The organism is Streptomyces sp. NPDC058619, from assembly GCF_042717785.1.
Lineage (GTDB): Bacteria > Actinomycetota > Actinomycetes > Streptomycetales > Streptomycetaceae > Streptomyces.
Genome location: NZ_JBHXQN010000004.1, coordinates 213,969 through 234,789 on the forward strand (window position 1 = coordinate 213,969; position 20,821 = coordinate 234,789).

17 protein-coding genes are annotated in these 20,821 nt (G+C 70.3%); 10 read left to right on the plus strand and 7 right to left on the minus strand.

Annotated features, from left to right (window positions below; translation table 11 throughout):
• Position 1 precedes the first annotated feature (1 nt).
• The 3 genes from ACFWTC_RS06770 to ACFWTC_RS06780 are packed head-to-tail and all read right to left on the minus strand — an operon-like array spanning position 2 to position 4,598.
• On the minus strand, positions 2–919 hold the full coding sequence (locus tag ACFWTC_RS06770) for a hydroxymethylglutaryl-CoA lyase (protein WP_384028007.1): 918 nt from the start codon (positions 917–919) through the stop codon (positions 2–4).
• Positions 920–930: 11 nt separating this feature from the next.
• Positions 931–2,955 (minus strand): acetyl/propionyl/methylcrotonyl-CoA carboxylase subunit alpha, encoded by a 2,025-nt coding sequence (locus ACFWTC_RS06775; protein WP_384027977.1) that lies wholly within the window; start codon positions 2,953–2,955, stop codon positions 931–933.
• Positions 2,956–2,981: 26 nt separating this feature from the next.
• Entirely contained in the window at positions 2,982–4,598 is a 1,617-nt protein-coding gene (locus ACFWTC_RS06780) for a carboxyl transferase domain-containing protein (protein WP_383917129.1), read from the minus strand.
• Positions 4,599–4,697: 99 nt separating this feature from the next.
• Here ACFWTC_RS06780 and ACFWTC_RS06785 point away from each other — a divergent pair, with 99 nt between their 5' ends.
• The 3 genes from ACFWTC_RS06785 (at position 4,698) to ACFWTC_RS06795 (ending at position 7,159) form a co-directional block, all read left to right on the plus strand.
• Positions 4,698–5,276, plus strand: coding sequence for a TetR/AcrR family transcriptional regulator (locus ACFWTC_RS06785; protein ID WP_383917132.1), 579 nt, complete (start codon positions 4,698–4,700; stop codon positions 5,274–5,276).
• Positions 5,277–5,332: 56 nt separating this feature from the next.
• Positions 5,333–6,160, plus strand: coding sequence for a phosphatase (locus tag ACFWTC_RS06790; RefSeq protein ID WP_383917135.1), 828 nt, complete (start codon positions 5,333–5,335; stop codon positions 6,158–6,160).
• Between the two features lie 138 nt (positions 6,161–6,298).
• Complete coding sequence (locus tag ACFWTC_RS06795; RefSeq protein WP_384027976.1) at positions 6,299–7,159, plus strand: DUF4253 domain-containing protein; 861 nt, start codon at positions 6,299–6,301, stop codon at positions 7,157–7,159.
• 30 nt (positions 7,160–7,189) lie between these two features.
• On the opposite strand, the gene ACFWTC_RS06800 is transcribed toward ACFWTC_RS06795, so the two are convergent.
• Positions 7,190–8,068 (minus strand): acyl-CoA thioesterase, encoded by an 879-nt coding sequence (locus ACFWTC_RS06800; protein ID WP_384027975.1) that lies wholly within the window; start codon positions 8,066–8,068, stop codon positions 7,190–7,192.
• 27 nt (positions 8,069–8,095) lie between these two features.
• The gene (locus ACFWTC_RS06805) at positions 8,096–9,253 is read right to left on the minus strand and encodes an acyl-CoA dehydrogenase family protein (RefSeq protein ID WP_267718675.1); all 1,158 of its coding nucleotides are present in this window, start codon (positions 9,251–9,253) and stop codon (positions 8,096–8,098) included.
• A gap of 173 nt (positions 9,254–9,426) precedes the next feature.
• On the opposite strand from ACFWTC_RS06805, the gene ACFWTC_RS06810 reads away from it, so the two are divergent.
• From ACFWTC_RS06810 to ACFWTC_RS06825, 4 genes are all read left to right on the plus strand, one after another.
• Positions 9,427–10,695, plus strand: a complete 1,269-nt coding sequence (locus ACFWTC_RS06810; RefSeq protein WP_384027974.1) for an ATP/GTP-binding protein — start codon at positions 9,427–9,429, stop codon at positions 10,693–10,695.
• Positions 10,695–11,369 carry an RloB family protein gene (locus tag ACFWTC_RS06815; RefSeq protein ID WP_383917146.1) on the plus strand — a complete coding sequence of 225 codons (675 nt, stop codon included), beginning with the start codon at positions 10,695–10,697 and terminating at the stop codon, positions 11,367–11,369. Before ACFWTC_RS06810 ends, ACFWTC_RS06815 begins: the two co-directional genes overlap by 1 nt.
• 94 nt (positions 11,370–11,463) lie before the next feature.
• Positions 11,464–14,067, plus strand: coding sequence for an N-6 DNA methylase (locus ACFWTC_RS06820; protein ID WP_384027973.1), 2,604 nt, complete (start codon positions 11,464–11,466; stop codon positions 14,065–14,067).
• A 94-nt stretch (positions 14,068–14,161) separates the two neighbouring features.
• Complete coding sequence (locus ACFWTC_RS06825) at positions 14,162–15,268, plus strand: restriction endonuclease subunit S (RefSeq protein ID WP_384028006.1); 1,107 nt, start codon at positions 14,162–14,164, stop codon at positions 15,266–15,268.
• 41 nt (positions 15,269–15,309) lie between these two features.
• On the opposite strand, the gene ACFWTC_RS06830 is transcribed toward ACFWTC_RS06825, so the two are convergent.
• Both ACFWTC_RS06830 and ACFWTC_RS06835 read right to left on the minus strand, forming a co-directional pair.
• Positions 15,310–15,531, minus strand: coding sequence for a DUF397 domain-containing protein (locus ACFWTC_RS06830; protein WP_384027972.1), 222 nt, complete (start codon positions 15,529–15,531; stop codon positions 15,310–15,312).
• Positions 15,524–16,318, minus strand: a complete 795-nt coding sequence (locus tag ACFWTC_RS06835; protein WP_384027971.1) for a Scr1 family TA system antitoxin-like transcriptional regulator — start codon at positions 16,316–16,318, stop codon at positions 15,524–15,526. Before ACFWTC_RS06835 ends, ACFWTC_RS06830 begins: the two co-directional genes overlap by 8 nt.
• 218 nt (positions 16,319–16,536) lie before the next feature.
• On the opposite strand from ACFWTC_RS06835, the gene ACFWTC_RS06840 reads away from it, so the two are divergent.
• The 3 genes from ACFWTC_RS06840 (at position 16,537) to ACFWTC_RS06850 (ending at position 20,817) form a co-directional block, all read left to right on the plus strand.
• Positions 16,537–16,779 (plus strand): hypothetical protein, encoded by a 243-nt coding sequence (locus tag ACFWTC_RS06840; protein WP_384027970.1) that lies wholly within the window; start codon positions 16,537–16,539, stop codon positions 16,777–16,779.
• Positions 16,776–17,120 carry a hypothetical protein gene (locus ACFWTC_RS06845; RefSeq protein WP_384027969.1) on the plus strand — a complete coding sequence of 115 codons (345 nt, stop codon included), beginning with the start codon at positions 16,776–16,778 and terminating at the stop codon, positions 17,118–17,120. The genes ACFWTC_RS06840 and ACFWTC_RS06845 overlap by 4 nt, the downstream gene beginning before the upstream one ends.
• Before the next feature lie 160 nt (positions 17,121–17,280).
• Positions 17,281–20,817 carry a type I restriction endonuclease subunit R gene (locus ACFWTC_RS06850; RefSeq protein ID WP_384027968.1) on the plus strand — a complete coding sequence of 1,179 codons (3,537 nt, stop codon included), beginning with the start codon at positions 17,281–17,283 and terminating at the stop codon, positions 20,815–20,817.
• The last annotated feature ends 4 nt before the right edge of the window (positions 20,818–20,821 follow it).

The following is a 20,821-nucleotide window of genomic DNA, read 5'->3' on the forward strand; positions in this document are numbered from 1 at the left end:
GCTACTCCTTGTGGGAGAGGGCGCGGACGGTGCGGGAGGGGCTGGGCCGGCCCAGCTGTTCGGCCATCCACACGCTCGTGGCGGTGAGGGCGGCCAGATCGACCCCGGTTTCGATGCCGAGGCCGTCGAGCATCCACACCAGGTCCTCGGTGGCGAGGTTCCCGGTGGCGCTCTTCGCGTACGGGCATCCGCCGAGGCCTCCGGCGGACGCGTCGACGGTGGTCACGCCGTGCCGGAGCGCGGCGAGGGTGTTGGACAGGGCCTGGCCGTAGGTGTCGTGGAAGTGCACGCCGATCCGGTCGGTGGCGACGCCCGCGTCGTTCAGGCCCTCCAGCAGCGCCTGGACGTGGCCCGGGGTCGCGACGCCGATGGTGTCGCCGAGGCTCAGCTCGTCGCAGCCGAGGTCCAGGAGGGCCTTGGCGACGGAGACGACCTGGGGGAGCGGGACCGGCCCCTCCCACGGGTCGCCGAAGCACATCGAGAGGTAGCCGCGGACGTGGGCGCCGTCCTGACGGGCCCGGGCCACGACGGGCTCGAACATGGCGAGGGACTCGGCGACCGTGCGGTTGAGGTTGCGGGACGCGAAGGTCTCGGTGGCCGAGCCGAACACCGCGATGCGGGTGGCCCCGAGGGCGAGCGCGCGGTCCAGCCCGCGCTCGTTGGGGACCAGGACGGGGAGCGCCGCGTCCACGTCCGCCAGGAGCGGGAAGAGCTCCTCGGCGTCGGCGAGCTGGGGCACCCACCTGGGGTGCACGAAGCTGGTGGCCTCGATGGTGGTCAGGCCGGCCGCGGCGAGGCGGTGGACGAACTCCGCCTTGACGGCGGTGGGTACGGCCGCCTTCTCGTTCTGCAGGCCGTCGCGGGCACCCACCTCGTGGATGCGCACCCGGGCCGGGAGGCCGGGGGCGGGGACCTTCATGGGGAGCCCGTTCACCGGCCCTCCTCCTCGTCCGGGGTCACCACGGCCAGGACCTGGTCCATGGCGACGGTGGTGCCGGGGGTGACGTCGAGTTCGGTGACGGTGCCGGCGTGCGGGGCGGAGATGACGTGCTCCATCTTCATCGCCTCCACGACGAGCAGGCTCTGACCGGCCACGACCTCGTCCCCGACGGCCACCTTGACGACGGTGACGGTGCCCGGCATGGGCGCGGCGAGGGTTCCGGCGCCGCCCTGGCCCCGGCCGCCGAGCGCCGCCGCCACGGGGTCGTGGTCCTGGACGTGCCAGCTGTCGCCGTCGCGGCCCAGCCAAGTCCCCTCCGGGGAGGCGGCGTGGCTGAACCGGTGGGTGACGCCGTCCAGCTCGACCGTGACGGTGTCGGGGGTGCGGGCCGCGATCCGGGCGCGGGCGGGTGCGCCGCCGCTCTGCCCCGGACCCCGCGTCTCGAACGCCGGCGAGGCCGGATCCGTCCCGGCCGGCCGGGTCTCGACCCGTACCGGGTCCTGGCCCGGGAGGCGGAAGTGGTGGACCGTCCAGGCGGGGGTGCCGCCCAGGCGCCAGCCGTTCGGCGCGTCGAAGGGGTCGCTCCAGCCGCCGCCCGCGGGGGCGGGCGGCCGGGACAGCAGCGCGGCCGCCGCGTACACCTCCGGCGGAACGCCGTCCGGGAGGAGCGAGGGGAGGTCCCGCTCGACCAGGCCGGTGTCCAGGTTGCCCGAGACCACGTCCGGGTGGGCGAGGAGCCGCCGCAGGAACCCGGTGTTGGTCTGGACGCCCAGGATCACGGTGTCGGCGAGCGCGCCCCGCAGCACCCGCAGGGCGGTGGCCCGGTCCGGGCCGTACGCGATGACCTTGGACAGCATCGGGTCGTACGTGGAGCCCACCGGGACGCCCGCCAGCAGGCCGGAGTCCGTGCGGACCGGGCCGCCCGACGGCTCCGCGAGGGCCAGGACCGTACCGCCCGACGGCAGGAACCCGCGGGCCGGGTCCTCCGCGCAGACGCGGGCCTCGATCGCGTGGCCGGTCAGCACGACGTCGGCCTGGTCGAGGCCCAGGGCGCCGCCCGCCGCGACCCGCAGCTGCTGTTCCACCAGGTCCAGGCCGGTGACCAGCTCGGTCACCGGGTGCTCGACCTGGAGCCGGGTGTTCATCTCCATGAAGTAGTACGAGGACGGGTCCCCGCCCGGGACGATGAACTCCACCGTGCCCGCGCCGACGTACCCGCACGAGCGGGCGGCCTCCACGGCCGCCGCGCCCATCGACGCCCGCAGCTCCGGCGTCAGCAGGACCGACGGGGCCTCCTCGATCACCTTCTGGTGGCGCCGCTGGAGGGAGCACTCCCGCTCGCCGAGGTGGACCACGTTCCCGTGGGAGTCCGCCAGCACCTGGATCTCGATGTGCCGCGGCCGGTCGATCCACCGCTCGACCAGCAGGGTGTCGTCGCCGAACGAGGAGCGGGCCTCGCGGCGGGCGGCCGCGATCTCCTCGGCCAGCACCGCCTCGTCGCGCACCAGCCGCATGCCCTTGCCGCCGCCGCCCGCCGAGGGCTTGAGCAGCACCGGCATGCCGATCTCCCGCGAGGCGGCGACCAGCTCGGCGTCCGAGAGCCCGCTGCCCGAGGAGCCCGGGACGACCGGGACCCCGGCCGCCTTCACCGTCTCCTTGGCGCGGATCTTGTCGCCCATCAGGGAGATCGCCGAGGCGGGCGGCCCGATGAAGGCCAGTCCGGCGTCGGCGCACGCCGCCGCGAAGGCCGCGTTCTCCGCGAGGAAGCCGTAGCCGGGGTGGACGGCCTCGGCGCCGGTGCGGCGGGCCGCCTCCAGCAGCCGCTCCACCGACAGGTAGCTCTCCGCGGCCGCCGCCGGGCCGATCCGGACGGCCGTGTCGGCCTCCCGTACGTGCCGGGCGTCCGCGTCCGCGTCGCTGAAGACGGCCACGGAGCGGATGCCGAGCTGCCGCAGCGTGCGGATGACCCGTACCGCGATCTCGCCCCGGTTCGCGACCAGAACAGTGCTGAACATCGAAGAGGTCCTCACGTCACATCACGTCACATACGGAAGATGCCGAAAGCGGAGTCGCCCAGCGGGGCGTTCGCGCACGCGGTCAGGGCCAGTCCCAGCACCTGCCGGGTCTCCATGGGGTCGATGACCCCGTCGTCCCACAGCCGGGCGGTCGCGTAGTACGCGTTGCCCTGCTCCTCGTACTGGGCGCGGACCGGGGCCTTGAAGGCCTCCTCGTCCCCGGCCGGCCAGTCCTGGCCGGCGCCCTCGATCTGGTCCCGCTTGACGGTGGCCAGGACCGAGGCCGCCTGCTCGCCGCCCATCACGGAGATCTTGGCGTTGGGCCACATCCACAGGAAGCGGGGCGAGTAGGCGCGCCCGCACATCGAGTAGTTGCCCGCGCCGTACGAACCGCCGACGACCACGGTCAGCTTCGGCACCCGGGCGCAGGCCACGGCCGTGACCATCTTGGCGCCGTGCTTGGCGATGCCGCCCGCCTCGTAGTCGCGGCCGACCATGAAGCCCGAGATGTTCTGGAGGAACAGCAGCGGGATCCCGCGCTGGTCGCACAGCTCGATGAAGTGCGCGCCCTTCTGGGCGGATTCGGAGAAGAGGATGCCGTTGTTGGCGATGATCCCGACCGGGTGGCCGTGGATCCGGGCGAAGCCGGTGACCAGCGTCTGCCCGAACTCCGCCTTGAACTCCTGGAAGCGGGAGCCGTCCACGATCCGCGCGATGATCTCGCGGGCGTCGTACGGGGTGCGCGAGTCGACGGGGACCGCGCCGTAGAGCCCGTACGGGTCCACCTTGGGCTCTTCCGGCGCCTCGACCGACCAGGGCAGGGCCCCGCGCTCGGGGAGGGTCGCCACGATGTTCCGTACGATCCGCAGCGCGTGCGCGTCGTCCTCCGCGAGGTGGTCGGTCACCCCGGAGACGCGGGAGTGGACCTCGCCGCCGCCCAGCTCCTCGGCCGTGACCACCTCGCCGGTGGCGGCCTTCACCAGCGGCGGGCCGCCGAGGAAGATCGTGCCCTGGCCGCGGACGATGACGGCCTCGTCGCTCATCGCCGGCACGTACGCGCCGCCGGCCGTGCACGAGCCGAGGACGGCGGCGATCTGCGGGATGCCGGCCCCCGACATGCGCGCCTGGTTGTAGAAGATGCGACCGAAGTGCTCCCGGTCGGGGAAGACCTCGTCCTGCATGGGGAGGAAGGCGCCGCCCGAGTCGACCAGGTAGAGGCAGGGGAGACGGTTCTCCAGGGCCACTTCCTGGGCGCGCAGGTGCTTCTTGACGGTCATCGGGTAGTAGGTGCCGCCCTTGACGGTGGCGTCGTTCGCGACGATCACGCACTCGCGGCCGCTGACCCGGCCGATGCCCGCGATTACACCGGCGGCGGGGGCCGAGCCCCCGTACATGCCCTCGGCGGCCAGCGGGGCCAGCTCCAGGAAAGGCGAGCCGGGATCCAGGAGGGCGTCCACGCGGTCGCGCGGGAGGAGCTTGCCGCGCGCGGTGTGGCGGGCGCGGGCCTTCTCGCCGCCGCCGAGCCGGGCTGTCTCCAGCCGGGCGCGCAGGCCCTCGGCCAGCTCGCGGTGGGCGGCCTCGTTGGCCCGCCAGGCCTCGGACGCCGGGTCCGCGGCGCTCGTCAGCACTGGTGCCTGCTGCATCGGTCGAGCTCCCTTGCTCGGTGCACGGTGTTAATGAGCGTTAACGCTTGTGGGGCTTAGGTTAACGACCGCTAACGGCCCTGTCTAGAATGGTTTCCCATGAGCACCAGAGCGGCCGCCCCCACCCGTCGCGAGCAGATCCTCAGTGAGGCCGCTCGTCTCTTCGCCGCGCGTGGGTTCCACGGGGTCGGCGTCGACGAGATAGGGGCCGCGGTGGGCATCAGCGGCCCCGGCCTGTACCGGCACTTCGCGGGCAAGGACGCGATGCTCGCCGAACTCCTCGTGGGCATCAGCGAACGGCTGCTCACCGGCGGCCGCCACCGGGTGGCGGAGGCGGCCGGCGACCCGCCGGGGGTCCTGTCCTCCCTCATCGACGGGCACATCGACTTCGCGCTCGACGACCGCGCGCTGATCACCGTGCACGACCGGGAGCTCGACCGGCTCCGGGACGCCGACCGCAAGCTCGTGCGGCAGCTCCAGCGCCAGTACGTCGAGCTGTGGGTGGACGTCGTACGGGAACTGCACCCCGAGGTGGGCGAGGCCGAGGTACGGGTCTCCGTGCACGCCGTCTTCGGCCTGCTGAACTCCACTCCGCACCTGGCCGCGCTGGGCCGGGAGGCGACGGAGTCGCTGCTGCGCCGGCTCGCCCACGGGGCGTTCGGGGCGCTGTCCGTGTGAGCGGGCGCGTCCGGCGACCGAGATGGACGGGACGCCTCCGCCCGGGCGGCGGCAGAATGGGCCGTATGCCGAAGCCGATAGAGACGCCCGACCGATCTGTTGAACCGCCGAGCCGCGCCGAGCTCATCGACCACCTGGTGCGCACCCGCATCGCGGGGCAGGTCGCGACGCCGCGCGAGAACAACCTCTCCCACTACCGCAAGCTCGCCAACGGCGACCGGCACTACTGGCTCGGCCTGGAGCTGGGCGACCGCTGGACCGACGAGCAGGACGTCCTCGCGGTGATGGCGGAGCGCTGCGGTGTCGTGGACGACGCCGAGCACCGGTACGGGCAGGACACCATCGACCCGGAGCTGACCGTGGCCGGCCTGGACCGGCTGGCGGCGCGGCTGCGCAAGGCCGCCCTGGACCGGCAGAGCGTGCTGCTGGCCACCGGGCACCCGGGCGGGCTGCTGGACGTCCACCGGGCGACGGCGGCCGCGCTGCGGGCGGCGGGCTGCGAGATCGTGGTCATCCCGGCCGGGCTGCACGCCGACGAGGGCTCGGTGTGGCAGTTCGCCGACATCGCCGTCCTGGAGCGGGGCGCGACGTTGTGGCACACCCATTCGCCGGAACCGATGGCCGCGATCCTGGACGGCCTGGCGGCGTCGAACCGCCCGCAGCCGGACCTCGTCGTCGCCGACCACGGCTGGGCGGGGTGCGCGGCCCAGCGGGGCCTGGACGCGGTGGGCTACGCCGACTGCAACGACCCGGCGCTGTTCCTCGCCGAGGCCGAGGGCACCCTCCAGGTGGCGATCCCCCTGGACGACCACGTGCGCGACCCGCGCCACTACGACCCGATGGTGGCGTACCTGCTGGACGCGGCGGGCCTGCTGGAGGCGTAGGGCCGGCGGCCCCCGCGGCGCCGGCCGTCAGCGGCTGCCGCGGCCCGCGGCCCGCGGCTCCGGCCGTCCGGGCGCCGGTGCCCGGGGCGCCCGTTGCCTCGGCGCCCGCTGTCACTGGCGGCCGTTACGGTCGGCCCCATGCCGAAGCCGCCGCGCGCCCGCAACCCGCTGTCCGTCCTGGCCGACGACCCCCGGGGACGCTCCCTGGGGCTGGATCTGCCCCCCGGTACGGTCATCGACACGCCCGGCCGACGGAGGTGGGGCAGTGCTCCCGAGCCGCTGCTGTGGGTCTCCGACGGGGCCGTGGGCGCCGGCGGGCTCGCCGCGTACCGCACCCCCGCGACGGCGTCCGCCGGGCTCCAGGCGGTGCTGTTCCAAGGCCGCCCGGGGCTGGAACGGTGGTGGCACGAACGGGAGTTCGCGCCGCAGCGGATGTCCGACCCCGACGACCACCACGCCGAGCCGGTGCTGCGCGCGTTCTGGACCGGGGTGGTCCCCGATCCCGAGGAGGGGGCGGAGGGCGAGGAGCTCATCGCCCCGTTCGGCAGGGACTGGCCGGGCCTCGCGCCGCCGGGACCGGAGGGCTCGCCGGACGCGGCCGAGGCGGAGGCCGCCGCCCGCGCGCTCGCCGACGAGCTGATCGCGAGCGGCTTCCTGCCGAGCCCGCGGCTCGCGCTGGTCCCCGCGGGCCGTTCGGCCGACGTACCCGCCGCGGCGGGCTGGTGCGGACCGACGAACCACGAGAACGACACCGCCCTCGTCAGCGCGGTCCTGCGCTCCTGGGAGGACCGCTTCGGCGCCCGGGTCGTCGCCCTCGGCTTCGACGAACTCCAGGTGTCCGTGGCGGCCCCGCCGCGGACGACCGCCCGGGCGCTCCCCGTCGCGGCGGAGCACTTCGCGTTCTGCCCCGACAACGTCTGGCAGGGCTCCGGCAGCATCCGCGCCTACGCGGACGAGGGGGTCACCGGCACCCGCCACTGGGGCTTCTGGTGGGACTGAGGTCGCCGGGGTGGCCCGCCGGGGTGCCCGTCACGCACGCGGGACGCGGACGACGCCCTCCTGGATGACCGTCACCGCCAGGCGCCCGTCCTGGGTCCAGATCCGGGCCTGGCCGAGGCCCCGGCCGGCGGCCGCCGACGGCGACTCCTGGTCGTACAGCAGCCACTCGTCCGCGCGGAACGGCCGGTGGAACCACATGGCGTGGTCCAGCGAGGCACCCACCACGTCGCCGACCGCCCAGCCGCCCCGCCCGTGGGCGAGCAGCACCGAGTCCAGCAGCGTCATGTCCGAGACGTACGTGGCCAGGCAGGTGTGCAGCAGGGCATCGTCGCTCTCCAGCTTCCCGGACGTACGGAACCACACCTGGGACCGGGGCTCCACCGGCTCGCCGACACTGCCCCAGGGCGGGACCGTCGCGTAGCGCAGGTCCACGGCGGCGCGCGCGTCGATCAACCGCTCCACGGTGCCCGGATCGCGGAAGGCGGACCGGTGGGCGGGCAGGGCCTCGGCGGCGGTGGGCAGGGTCTCCGGGTCCGGGGCGGCCGGCATGGCGGCCTGGTGGTCGAGCCCGTCCTCGTACGTCTGGAACGACGCGGAGAGGTGGAAGATCGGCTGGCCGTGCTGGACGGCGACGACCCGGCGCGTGGTGAAGGAGCGGCCGTCGCGGATCCGGTCCACCGAGTAGACGATGGGCGCGCCCGGGTCCCCGGCGCGCAGGAAGTACGAGTGCAGCGAGTGCGCGGTGCGGTCCTCGGGAACGGTCCGCCCGGCCGCGACCAGGGCCTGGGCCGCGACCTGGCCGCCGAACACGCGCGGTACCAGCGCCGAACGGCTGGTACCGCGGAAGATGTTCTCCTCGATCTGCTCCAGGTCGAGCAGGTCGAGGAGCGTCGTCAGTGCCTCGTTCATGGGGGAAGGGTAGGTGTCCCGAATCCCTTACAGGCCCATGGACTTGGCGATGATGGACTTCATGACCTCGCTGGTGCCGCCGTAGATGCGGTTCACGCGGTTGTCGGCGTACAGACGGGCGATCGGGTACTCGTTCATGTAGCCGTAACCGCCGTGCAGCTGGAGGCACTTGTCGATGACGCGGTGCGCGACCTCGGTGCAGAACAGCTTCGCGGAAGCGGCCTCGGCGGCGGTCAGCTCACCGGCGTCCAGGGCCTCCAGGGCGCGGTCGGCGACCGCCTCGGCTGCGTCCACCTCGGCCTGGCAGGAGGCCAGTTCGAACTTGGTGTTCTGGAAGTGGGCGACGGGCTTGCCGAAGACGGTGCGGTCCGTCACGTACTGCTGGGCGAACCGGACGGCGGCCTTGGCCTGCGCGTAGGCGCCGAAGGCGATGCCCCAGCGCTCGGACGGCAGGTTGGCGCCGAGGTAGTAGAAGCCCTTGTTCTCCTCGCCCATCAGGTCCTCGACCGGGACCTTCACGTCGACGAAGGCCAGCTCGGCCGTGTCGGAGGTGCGCAGGCCGAGCTTGTCGAGCTTGCGGCCGATCGAGTAGCCCTCGGACTTGGTGTCCACGGCGAAGAGGGAGATGCCGAAGCGGCGGTCGTCCTCGCGCGGGGCGGAGGTGCGGGCGCAGACGATCACCCGGTCGGCGTGCACACCGCCGGTGATGAAGGTCTTGGAGCCGTTGAGGACGTAGTGGGTGCCGTCCTCGGAGAGCTTGGCGGTGGTCTTCATGCCCGCGACGTCGGAGCCGGTGCCCGGCTCGGTCATGGCGAGCGCCCACATCTCCTCGCCGGTGACGAACTTCGGCAGGTAGCGCTTCTTCTGCTCGTCGGTGGAGAGCATCTTGATGTACGGGAGGGCGAGCAGCACGTGCACGCCGGAGCCGCCGAAGTTCACGCCCGCGCGGGAGGTCTCCTCGTAGAGGACGGCCTCGAACTTGTGCGTGTCCAGGCCCGCGCCGCCGAACTCCTCGGGGACGTTGATGCCGAAGACGCCCAGCTCGCCGAGCTTGTAGTAGAAGTCGCGGGGCGCCTGGCCGGCCTGGAACCACTCGTCGTAGACGGGGACGACCTCGGCCTCGATGAAGGCGCGGATGGTCTCGCGGAACGCCTCGTGGTCCTCGTTGAAAACGGTACGGCGCATCGCCGGACTCCCTTCGTCGCGGCGGCCCGCCGCCTATAGCTAAGCGCTTGCTCAGATAAAGTTACCGGCGAGTTGTCGGTGGTGTCCAGAGTGAGACGCAGCACGTCCGATGCCACCCGGGAGCGCGCCGATGTCACCCCGTGCCATTACCCTGACCGCGGAGAGGGGGCAGCATGCTGCTGAGGTTCCGCACCGCGAACGTACGGTCCCTGCGTGACGAGCAGGAACTGTCCTTCGTCGTACCCGAGGGCGAGCCGAGCGAGCCCGCCCGCCCGCTGGAGCTCGCAGGCAGCGGCTCGCTGGGGGTTCTACCGCTCATCGGCATCTTCGGGGCGAACGCCTCGGGCAAGTCGAACGTTCTCGCCGCCATGACGGACATGAGGACGGCCGTCCTCAATTCCTACGCCCGCTGGGCCTCATACGACACCATCCCGCGCCGCGCCTTCGCGCTGGACGCCAAGGCAGAGGGCGAGCCGAGCTTCTTCGAGGCCGACCTCGTGATCGACGGCGTGCGCTGGACATACGGCTTCGAGCTCGGGGCGGCCCGGGTCGAGGCCGAATGGCTGCACAGCTACCCCCGAGGCCACCGCCAGGTCTGGTTGGACCGGGACGCCTCGCGGTCCGAGGTCTATGAATGGCCGGGCGCCCGGGTCAAGGACCGCCTCCACCTGGCGCGGCGCACTCGCGCGAACGCCCTGCTGCTGTCCACCGCCGGCACGGACAACCACCCGCAGCTCTCGCCGCTCTTCCACTGGTTCCGCCGCAATCTGTGGCTGATCAACCCGGAGGACGAGCGGGCGGAGCGGGCGGGATTTACCACCCGGGAGCTGTCCGGTGGCCGCGCCCTCCGGATCAAGGAACTCTTGCAGGTCGCGGACCTGGGCATTACTGGCGCGGAAGTCGTCCCGGATGGCAAGGACGGGGTGGCGGTGAAGCTCACCCACCGCTCGGTCGCCGGTGATGTGGCCTTCGACTGGGGCCAGGAGTCCTACGGCACCCGCTCCTGGTACGCCCTGCTCGGCCCCCTTCTGCTGGCGCTCGACGAGGGCGCCGTACTGCTGGTCGACGAGCTGGACGCGAGCCTGCACCCGCGCTTCGCCGCCGAGGTCATCCGGCTCTTCCACGACCCGGACGCCAACCCGAAGGGCGCACAGCTCGTCTTCACCTCGCACGATCCCTCAGTGCTGACCACCCCGAGCGGTGGGCGCCTGCTGGAGCCGGGGCAGGTGTGGCTGACGGAGAAGGACAAGGACGGGGCCACCGATCTGTACCCCCTGAGCGCCGCCTCCCCGGGAGAGGGTGAGGACCTGATGAAGTCCTACCTGGCCGGGGCCTTCGGCGCGGTCCCCGACCTCATGGAGGGCCAGATCGCCCGGCGACTGCTGGCCGCCACAGGACAAGAACGTGAACGGGATCGTGGGCACGGGGCGGAGCTGAGCTGATGGCGCGTACGAGGGGGAAGGACTCGCTGGGCCCGGCGAAGCAGGACCGCGGGCGGCGTCGCCGGGTCGTGTACGTCTTCACAGAGGGCAAGGTCACCGAGCCCGACTACATCCGGATCATCCGCGACAAGGGTGTCTGCGCCGACCCGTCCCTGGCGGTCGAGGTACGGATCGCGAACGCGAGCGCGCCCGGTTCCCAGCGCAAGCCGATCAAGCTGGTCGAGGCGGCGGTGCGGCTCATGCGTGACGAAGCCCGCGACGCTAAGCGCAGCGGCCTGAAGAAAGAGTTCTGGCCCCAGGTCTGGTGCCTGTTCGACCGCGACGAGCACGAGTCCATCGATGTGGCGCTGAAGCAGGCCCGGGACGGGGACGTACGGGTCGCGTTCTCGCACCCCTGCTTCGAGGTGTGGCGGCTGCTCCACCACAAGCCGGTGACCGGCACCTTCGGCGGGGTCTGCGGCCAGGTGACGAACCGGCTGCCGTTCGCCAAGGACGCGGCGAACATCAAGAGCGTGCTGCCGGAGCAGATCGCACGGGGCAGTTTCGCGGAGGCCAAGAAGCGCGCCCTGCAGATGAACGCCGCGCACGGTGATCATGTACCGCTGGTCAAGCGCGATCCGTACACCGACGTCTTCGCCTTCGTCGAGGACGGGCTCGGAATCGCCTCGTACTGACGGGACCGGCCCCAGTTCGGGGAACGGTTTTCGCCGGACCCCGCCGCCGCCGTAGGGTTCCTACGTCATACCGGGGTCGTAGGGAGTCGTATTCGTGGCCAAGCTCACGCTCGCGCAGTTGGAGCGGCATCTGTTCGCCGCCGCGGACATCCTCCGCGGCACGATGGACGCCTCCGAGTACAAGGACTACATCTTCGGCCTGCTCTTTCTGAAGCGGGCCAATGACGAGTTCGAGGCCGCCCGGGACCACATCAGGGAGTACGCGGCCAAGGAGCTGGACCTCGACGGGGAGATGCTGGAGAGCTTCCTGGAGCAGGAGTCCGCGTACGGCGACCGCGATGTGCTGTTCGTACCGAGAAACGCCCGCTGGAAGTGGATCTCCTCGGCCACCCACAACATCAACGAGGACCGCCTGCGCCCGGCCCTCCAGGCGCTGGAAGGTCAGAACGACAAGCTGAAGGGGCTCTTCGACCACCTCGACTTCAACCGCATCGGCGGCTCCGGCGCGGCGGCCGGCGCGGCCAAGCTCGCCGATCAGCGGCTGAAGCTGCTCATCGCGCACTTCGGGCGCGTCAGGCTGCGGACGGACGACTTCGAGTTCCCCGACCTGATCGGCGCCGCGTACGAGTACCTGATCAAGGAATTCGCGGACTCGGCGGGCCGCAAGGGCGGCGAGTTCTACACCCCGCGCGCGGTGGTCCGCATGATGGTCGAGCTGCTCGGCCCCAAGCAGGGCATGCGCATCTACGACCCCTGCGTCGGCTCGGGCGGCATGCTCATCCACGCCAAGGAGTACGTGGAGGAGCACGGCGGCGACACCTCGGACATGTTCTTCGCGGGCCAGGACGCCAACAGCGGCTCATGGATCATGTCCACGATGAACATGGTCCTGCACGGCGTCCGCCGCTTCGACCTGCGTACCGGCGACACCCTGGCCGAGCCGGCGCACGTACCGAGGACGGACGCGGACCGCTTCGACGGTGTGCTGAGCAACCCGCCGTTCTCCATGGACTACGCGCTCGCCGACCTCGCGCACGGCGCGGAGCGCACGACGTACGGGACGACGACCGGGAGTGGCAATGCCGACCTGATGTTCCTCCAGCACATGCTCTGGGAGACCAAGCGGGAAGGGCGCGGCGGCATGGTCATCACGGTCATGCCGCATGGGGTGCTCTTCCGCGTGGGCGGTGAGGAGAAGATCCGAAGGAAGCTCCTCGACGAGGACGCGGTCGAGGCTGTCATCGGCCTGGCCCCGAACCTTTTCTATGGCACCAATATCCCTGCCTGCATCCTGGTGCTGCGCCCACCGGGCAAGAAGGATCCGGCGCGGGCGGGCAAGGTGCTGTTCATCAACGCGGACAGGGAGTACCGGAAAGAGTCGGCGCAGAACGTCCTTCTGCCCGAACACGCGGAGAAGATCACCTCTACCTACCACGCGTACGCGGAAGTGCCGGGATTCTCAAGGATCGTGACCAGCGAGGAGCTAAGCGAGAACGAGTACAACCTCAGCATCCGCCGCTACGTGGACAACACTCCTCCGCCGGAGCCGCAGGACGTGCGGGCGCACTTGGTGGGCGGTGTGCCGCGCGCAGAGATCGAAGCGAAGAAGGAACTGCTGGGCGGGTATGGGTTGGAGCTGACCGACCTCTTCGCCGAGCTCGACCCGGTGGACCCGTCGTACGTGGGCTTCCTCCCGGGGGATCAGCGCCCGGACGCGGTCCGGCTGGCGGAGCTGGCACGTCCGCGCGAGGACGACCTGTGGGCCGCCTTTGCGAAGTGGTGGGAGGAGGAAGCCCGACACTTGGAGGCAGTGGCAGCGACTCCGGAGCGCCTCGCCGACCTGACGCCCTCGGAGCGCAAGGTCGCGATGATGGCAGTGCGGGGATCGCTGATGGAATCGTTTGTGGAACGGCTGGGTGGGGTCGGCCTGCTCGACCGGTACGCGCTCGCGGGCGCGGTGGCCGGCTGGTGGTACGAGGCCAAGTATGACCTCCTCGCGCTGTCGGAGAACGGATTCGGGGGAGTCCTGGATGGCTGGGTTGAGCAGGTTGAGACGATGCTCGCGCCCGAACAGGACCCGAAGACACGGAAACTGAGGAATCGGAAGCCCCCTGAGCGACGTCAGGCGTATGACCACAAGGGGGTGGTTGCCGAGATCGCTCCGGACTTCCTGGAGGAGCTGGCGGCGGCGGACGCGCGGAAGGCAGAGCTGGACGCACGGTGGAAGGAACTCAACGCGGAGCCGGAGCCGCTGGAGGACAGCGAGGGCGGTGACGCGGAGGACGGCGAGGGCCTCACATGTGAGCAAGTAGCCCTGACTGTCGAGCAGTTGGCTGAGCTCACCCAGGTGGAGAAGGGGCGCCCCAAGGCGGCCGCGCTGATCAAGCGCCTTGAGGCGGAGTTCTGGTTCCCCTGGCCGAGTGACCCTCCCAAGCTGGGGGAGGAAGCGCCGAGGTTGATCCGGGCGCGGCAGGCGTTGGGTCCGATGGGGGAGCGTCGGGTAGTGCTGGCATTGTTGCGGGACGACTTGGCAGGCAAATTGAACGACCATGTGGTGTGCCAGCGGAGGGAGTTGGCGGACGCCTTCGAGGGGTGGGAGTCCAAGTACGCACTATCGCTGCGGCAGATCCGGGCTGAGCGGGAGAGGGCGGCGGCGGCGCTGGATGGCCTCCTGGAGGAGCTGGGCTATGTGGTCTGAGGGCTGGCAGAGGGTTCCCCTGGGCTCGGTCCTTGCTGAACCGATTCGGAATGGTATCTCACCAGTGGAAAGCCAAACATGGACTGGTGTGAAGATGCTGGGCCTCGGCTGCCTCACGCAACATGGATTTCAGCCGCTTCAACTCAAGAATGCCCCGTCTTCCTCGTTTGCTGAGCATGTCGCGGTGTTGCGTGACGGTGATCTTCTTGTTAGTCGCGCAAACACTCGTAATCTAGTGGGGCTGGCCGGGATCTATCGAGATGTGGGTGTTCCCTGTGTATACCCGGATCTGATGATGAGGTTGCGGACTTCCGAGAGATGCCTTCCGGAGTTTCTTGAAATTGTCCTTCGTGCGCCAGGAACCAGGCGGCGTATCGCTGCATTGGCGCAAGGGACATCTGAAAGCATGGTCAAGATTTCCAGCGCAATGATTAAGGAGCTGGCGATCCCCGTTTGCCCTCTCGCGGAGCAGCGAAGAGTGGTCGCCGTTCTTGATGCTGCTTCTGTGCAAGAGCGGGAAATCCGTGCCGAGATTTCTAAGATGCGGATGGTGAGGAGCGGACTCCTGGACCGCGCCTTCCGGGATGGCGAACCGTGGCCGCTCAGGAGTATTGGTGACTTGTGTCATGTCAGCTCCGGTTCAACCCCTAGTAGAGCAGCGGGGTCCCGGTACTTCGCCAAAGCTGGCACGCCGTGGGTGAAGACGCTGGACCTCAATGAAGGATCAATTTTGGTCACGGATGAATCGCTGACTGACGTGGCTATGTCTGAACTCCGGCTGCGCCGGTTCCCGGTCCAATCGGTGTTGGTCGCAATGTATGGAGGGTGGGAGCAGATCGGTCGTACTGCCATCCTTGGAGTTCCAGCTGCGGTGAACCAGGCGGTTTCGGTCCTCGAAGCGCGCCGCGACCTCAATCCTGAATATCTCTTGCTCGCGCTGCAGCATGGTCGACATGGGTGGCGTCGATTCGCGGCTAGCACTCGGAAGGACCCGAACATCACCAAGTCGGATGTGCTTGGATTTAAGATCCCAGTTCCGCCGTGCGAAGAACAGGAGAGGCTCGTGCGGCTCGCTGCCGCACCGCTGCGTGAGATCGCGGTGGATGAGGAACAACTGGGTAAGCTGTGGAAGCTCAAGCAGGGACTGGTTGGTGGGCTACTTGCAGGTGATGAGGTCCGTGCTGGCGAGCTGTCGAAATGACAACGCTTCCGTAATGAGACAGGGGCCGTTTGGCCCGGGGCTCAGGTGGGGAACTCGCCGCCTTTGACGGCCGCGACGAACGATGACCAGCTGACCGCCGGGAATATCAGCGCGGGGCCGTGCGGGGTCTTAGAGTCGCGGACCGGCATGCCTGACGGGTAACCGTCCAGGACCTCGACGCAGCTGCCGCCTTCGCTGCCACTGTAGGTTGACTTGCGCCAGCCGGTCAGTGAGGAAGCGTTCGGGATGGTGTGTTCAGTCATGGTGTCTGTAGTCCTTTGCGGTCGCCCTCAGCAGGGCCAATGACTCCTTCAGCGGCAGTGCGTCGCTCAGCGCAAGATCGTAGCGGCCTTGCAACTCCTGAACCACGGACGGGGAGTCATGCACCTTGCCCATACGCAGGCCCTCGCTGTACGCCACAGGCGGTTGATCCTCGAACCACAGCAGCGTGAGCATGCTTTCCATCAGTGGGTGAAATCCGAGGGCGAACGGCATCATATGTACGCGGATGCGCTCAGCCTCGACCAAGCGGACGATGTGCATGATCTGCTCCGCCATGACGTCCGGGCCACCGACCGCGCGACGCAGCACCGCCTCGTCCAGCAGCGCCCAAACTACCGGCTGTACCGGATCGTCGAGCACCTTCGCCCGCCCAAGCCGTGTGACAACGAGCCTGTCACATTCCTCTTCACTCACAGGAGGGAACGACGTGCTCAGAACCGCACGCGCGTACCTTTCGGTCTGCAGGATGCCAGGGATGAACGACAGCGCGAACTCCCGGATCATGGTCGCCTGCTGTTCGAGCTGCAGGGCAGCCTCGAAGTAATCGGCAACCGCCGCGTTCTCATCCGGTAGGAAGCTGCTCAGTACGTTCCCCGTGTTCAGGGCCCTGTCCAGCCGCCGCGCGTCCTCCTTCGACGGGATGCGGCGGCCCGCCTCGATGTGTGAGATGTGCGAACGGGTCATGACGGCCGCGTTGGCCAGTTCCTGTTGGGTCAGGCCGGCCGCCACGCGTTGTTCCTTCAGCCAGTCCCCATAGATGTTGCTCATGGTCAACTCCCGTGTGACAAAGCATTCGTCACGCTCAACCCCCTGGCGAGCCTAGCCCGCGCGGTCTCACTCTGTGAATGGATCGCTACACAGCGATGTCCGTGCGTCGGCTGATGCCGTAGCGACGGGCCCGGCTGGATTCCGCCGGACATGGAGGACCCCCGCGACCGCGTGAACGGCCCGGGGGCGTGGCCATCAACCTCAACGGAGTTGACGACGTGTCGCACTGTATCGCCCGCATCCTTGAGCCGCTGCTGCGGTTCCTGGAGCCCGCCCCGAGCTGCCCCGCCGCGCCGCCCGGGCCCGGCCCGCGCGTCCGCCCGTACCGTCCGCTCGGCCAGACGCGCGAACAGCGAGCGGAGGCCCGGCGCCAGCGGGCCCGCCGGCGCGCGCTGTGGCTGGCCGTGCACGGGATCGACATCGGGCCACGTCTCATTCACGGCAGGGTGGTGACCGCGTGATCAGCGAGACGGCGGGCGGGGCGCGGCTGTTGCCGTGGACCGGCACGGACGACAAGCCCTGTTACCTCATCGGTGACGGCACGGGATACCTCTCCCGGGTCGCCGACAACATCGAGAGCGTCCAGCTCGGCATGGCCGCCGAACTGCTCGACCATGCAACCGACATGCTCGCCGACCGCAAGGTCACCACCCCTCAGCTCCGCTACCTCGCGGCCCGTATGACCGAGTCCCTGCGCGACGTCCACCGGATCGCGCTGAGCCGGGGCGCCCGCCTCCCCGTACCTGGTGCACCCGCCCCTGACGGCTCCGGTGAGAGCGGCGAGCCCTCGTCGGGGGCCTGAACCATCCCGCCCGACCCGGTGACGTACCCCAGTTGTCCGGTACGTCGCCGGGCTCCGCCCTGCCCCGCGCGGCCGGAACCCTCCCATCCCACCCCCTCAGGACGCAGAATGGATCACCTGAGCAGGCACAGTGGTGCGGCGGGGCGGAAGGTGCGGGGGCATGGCGGCGCAGCAGGTCGAGCGGGACGAGGTGGAGCGGCCGATCGTCGCGCAGCTTGAGGCGATGGGTTGGACGCACGTCCCGGGCAAGGAGATCGGCACGCTCGACGCCGATACACCGCTGCTCGTCGACCGGCTGGGCGAAGCCCTGGGCCGTATCAACACCCGGGCCTCCGACGGCGAGCCGTGGATGGACGAGAGCGACGTCCGGCGCAGCATCGCGGAGCTTGCGGCCGTCCCCCTCGGGAAGGGCGTCGCGCACGCCAACTTCGCCGCCACCGACCTGCTGCTCAGCGGCTACGTGCTGGGCGGCCCGTCCGCCGCGCACGGTGGGGCCTCCGCCACCGTCCAGTACATCGAGTGGCACGAGGAGCGCGGCGGGCTCAACGAGTTCACCGTCGTCGATCAGCTCCGCGTCCGCAGCCGCTCCGGGGACGTGTCGATACTCGACATCGTGCTCTTCGTGAACGGCATCCCGCTCGTCGCCGTCGAGTGCAAGAGCCCCGATGCCGCCGACCCGATCCGCAGCGCCGTACTCGACCTGCGGCACTACGCGGGCGACCCCGTGGACGACGAGCGCGACAACACCGACCTCCCCGTGCCCGCCGGCGTCCCGGAGCTCTTCCGCACCGTGCAGCTGCTGGTCGCGGCGACCGGCGAGACCGCCTATCTCGGCACGGTCACCTCCACGCCCGACCACTTCCACCCCTGGCGCAGCATCGAGCCGGAGAAGGAAGCGACGCTCCGATCCGAGCTGCCGGACGAGGTCGGCAGACTCAACGAGCGGCACAAGCTCGTCGGCGTCGTCCTGCGGCCCGCCGCGCTCCTGAGCTTCATTCGCCACTACGTCATCCCGCTCCCCGTCGAGACGGAAGCCGGCGGCACTCGAACGGTCAAGGCCGCCGCCCGGCACCAGCAGTACCGGGCGGGCGAGAAGGCCGTACGCAAGCTGCTCACCGGCCGGACCCGTGGCGCACTCGTCGCCGCCGACGAGCGCGGCGGGGTCATCTGGCACACCCAGGGCTCCGGCAAGAGCCTGACCATGACCTTCCTCGTCCGCCGGATCCATCTGCACCACCGGCTCAGCGAGTTCACCGTCGTCGTGGTCACCGACCGCACGCAGTTGCAGGACCAGCTCTCCCGGACCCTGAAGCTGAGCGAGTCCGACGTGGAGACGGCCGAGACCCGCACCCAGATGGAAGGACTGCTGCGCGACGGCGGTCGGCGGGTCGTCTTCGCGATGATCCAGAAGTACGGGACCGGGGGCGCGTTCGCCGCGGACGGAGGCGACGGGGACGGGGACGACCGGAACCTGGCGGGCGAGTACGAGGCCGCCGAGCGGGACCGGAAGGAGCACCGGGCCGCGGCGCAGCCGGCCGAGCCGGACTTCCCGGAGTGCAACACCTCCTCCGACATCCTCGTCCTGGTCGACGAGGCCCACCGCTCGCACACCAGCGTGCTGCACGCCGCCCTGCGCAGGGCCATCCCCAACGCCGCGAAGATCGGTTTCACGGGTACGCCGATCATGACCGGCCGGACCGAGGACACCCGCCGCATCTTCGGCGGGTTCCTCGACACCTACCGGATGGCGGAGGCCGAGCACGACGGCGTGGTCGTACGCATCCGCTACGAAGGGCGCACCGGCGAGGGCAAGGTCTTCGACAAGGAGGGCCTGGACCGCAACTTCGCGGACCTGATCCAGGGCCGTACCGACGAGGAGCGCAGGGCGCTGATGCGGCGCTGGCCCACCGAGCGCGATGTGGCTGAGTCCCTGCCGATGATCCGGGCCAAGGCCGAGGACATGCTGGAGCACTGGGTCACCTGGGTGCTGCCGGGCGGTGGCTTCAAGGCCCAGGTCGCAGCCGTCAGCCGGAAGGCGGCCGTCGCGTACCACCGCGCGCTGCGCGAAGCCCGTGACGCGCTCATGATCGAATTGGCCGCGTTCGATCCGGAGTCGGTGACCGGGACCCCGCTGGAGGAGCTGCCCCGGCGGGAGCGCTACCTCTACCAGGCCCACCAGTACCGTTCCCTGCTGCGCCGGATCGACTTCGTGCCGGTGATCTCCCCGGGCGAGGAGCGCAAGCGCCGCGAGTGGCTGCACTGGACGGACAAGGAGCGGCAGAAGGCGTACATCGCGCGCTTCCACCAGGCGTTCCCGCATCTGCCGGCCGAGCCGGACTGGGTCACCACCACGCCCTTCCACACGGCGGCGCAGGACGTGGCGGCGGCAGCCGCCGCCGGTGACCACCCCTGGTCCCAGGAGGCCGCCGCGCCGAGGCAGGGGCAGTCGGCGCCTGTTCCGGACCCCGTGCACCCGGACAGCCCCGTCGCCTTCCTCATCGTCAAGTCCATGCTGCTCACCGGTTTCGACGCCCCGCGTGAACAGGCGCTCTACCTCGACCGGCCGATCCGCGACGCCGAGCTCCTCCAGGCCGTCGCCCGTGTCAACCGGCCGATGCGGGGCAAGGAGATCGGCTACGTCGTCGACTACTACGGCGTCTTTGAGCACCTGACGGGCGCGCTGGCCGAGTACCGGCAGGCCGACGTCGACGACACCATGCTGAGCCTGTCGAAGGAGATCGGAGGGCTGGCGCCGGCCGCCGAGAAGGTACGCGCCTACCTGCGTGCGCACGGGATCACGGACGCGGACCTCGCCGATCCCGCCACCCTGGGATCGGCCGCGCAGGTCTTCGAACCCGAGTCGGTGCGGTTCGGGTACGACGAGGTGCTGCACGAGTTCCTCCGGGTACTGGAACGCGTACTGCCGCACGAGGACGGCCTGGCCCACGTGCCGGACGCCCGCCGGTGGGGGATGCTCCAGAAGCGCGTCCGCAGGCTCTACCGCGACGCGCCGGGCGGGACGTTCACGCTGCGCCGCTACGGCCGCAAGGTCCGCGCGATGATCGCCGACCACCTGGAGGGCCCGGAGATCGAGCAGGTCATCGCGCCCGTCTCGCTCGCCTCACCCGTCTTCGACGACGCGGTGCGCGCCATGCCGCCCCGAGAGGCCGCCGCGGAGATGGGGCACGCGCTCCGTTTCCACCTGGAGGAGCGGATCAAGCGGGAGGACCCGGAGAAGTACACCCGGCTCTCCGAGCGGCTGGAGGAGATCCTGCGGGACCTGCCCGGACGCTTCGAGGACCAGATCAAGGAGTTCGGCCCGCTGTTCGAGCAGGCCCGGCAGGAAGACGAGGAAGACCCGGCACTCGCGGGGCTCACCCCGGTGGAGCAGAAGGTGTTCCGGCTGCTGGACCAACTGCTGGAGGCCAACCCGGGAGTCGTCCGGCAGGTGGCGGACACCCGGACCCTGGTCGGTGCGGTGTGCGACACGGCGGCGCGGACCATGGGCAAGGCGTCCTACCAGGGACAGCACCAGGACCTCAGCGCACTGGCGAAGGTCATTCACGCCCAGCTGCTCCGTGGCGGCCTGCGGCCGGCCGCCACGGACTGGGCTCCGCTGAACGGCATCGCACAAGGCCTCGCGGCGTACGCGGCGGACAACAAACGACAGTTCCTGGCCAGGTACCGGGGAGAATAGGCCG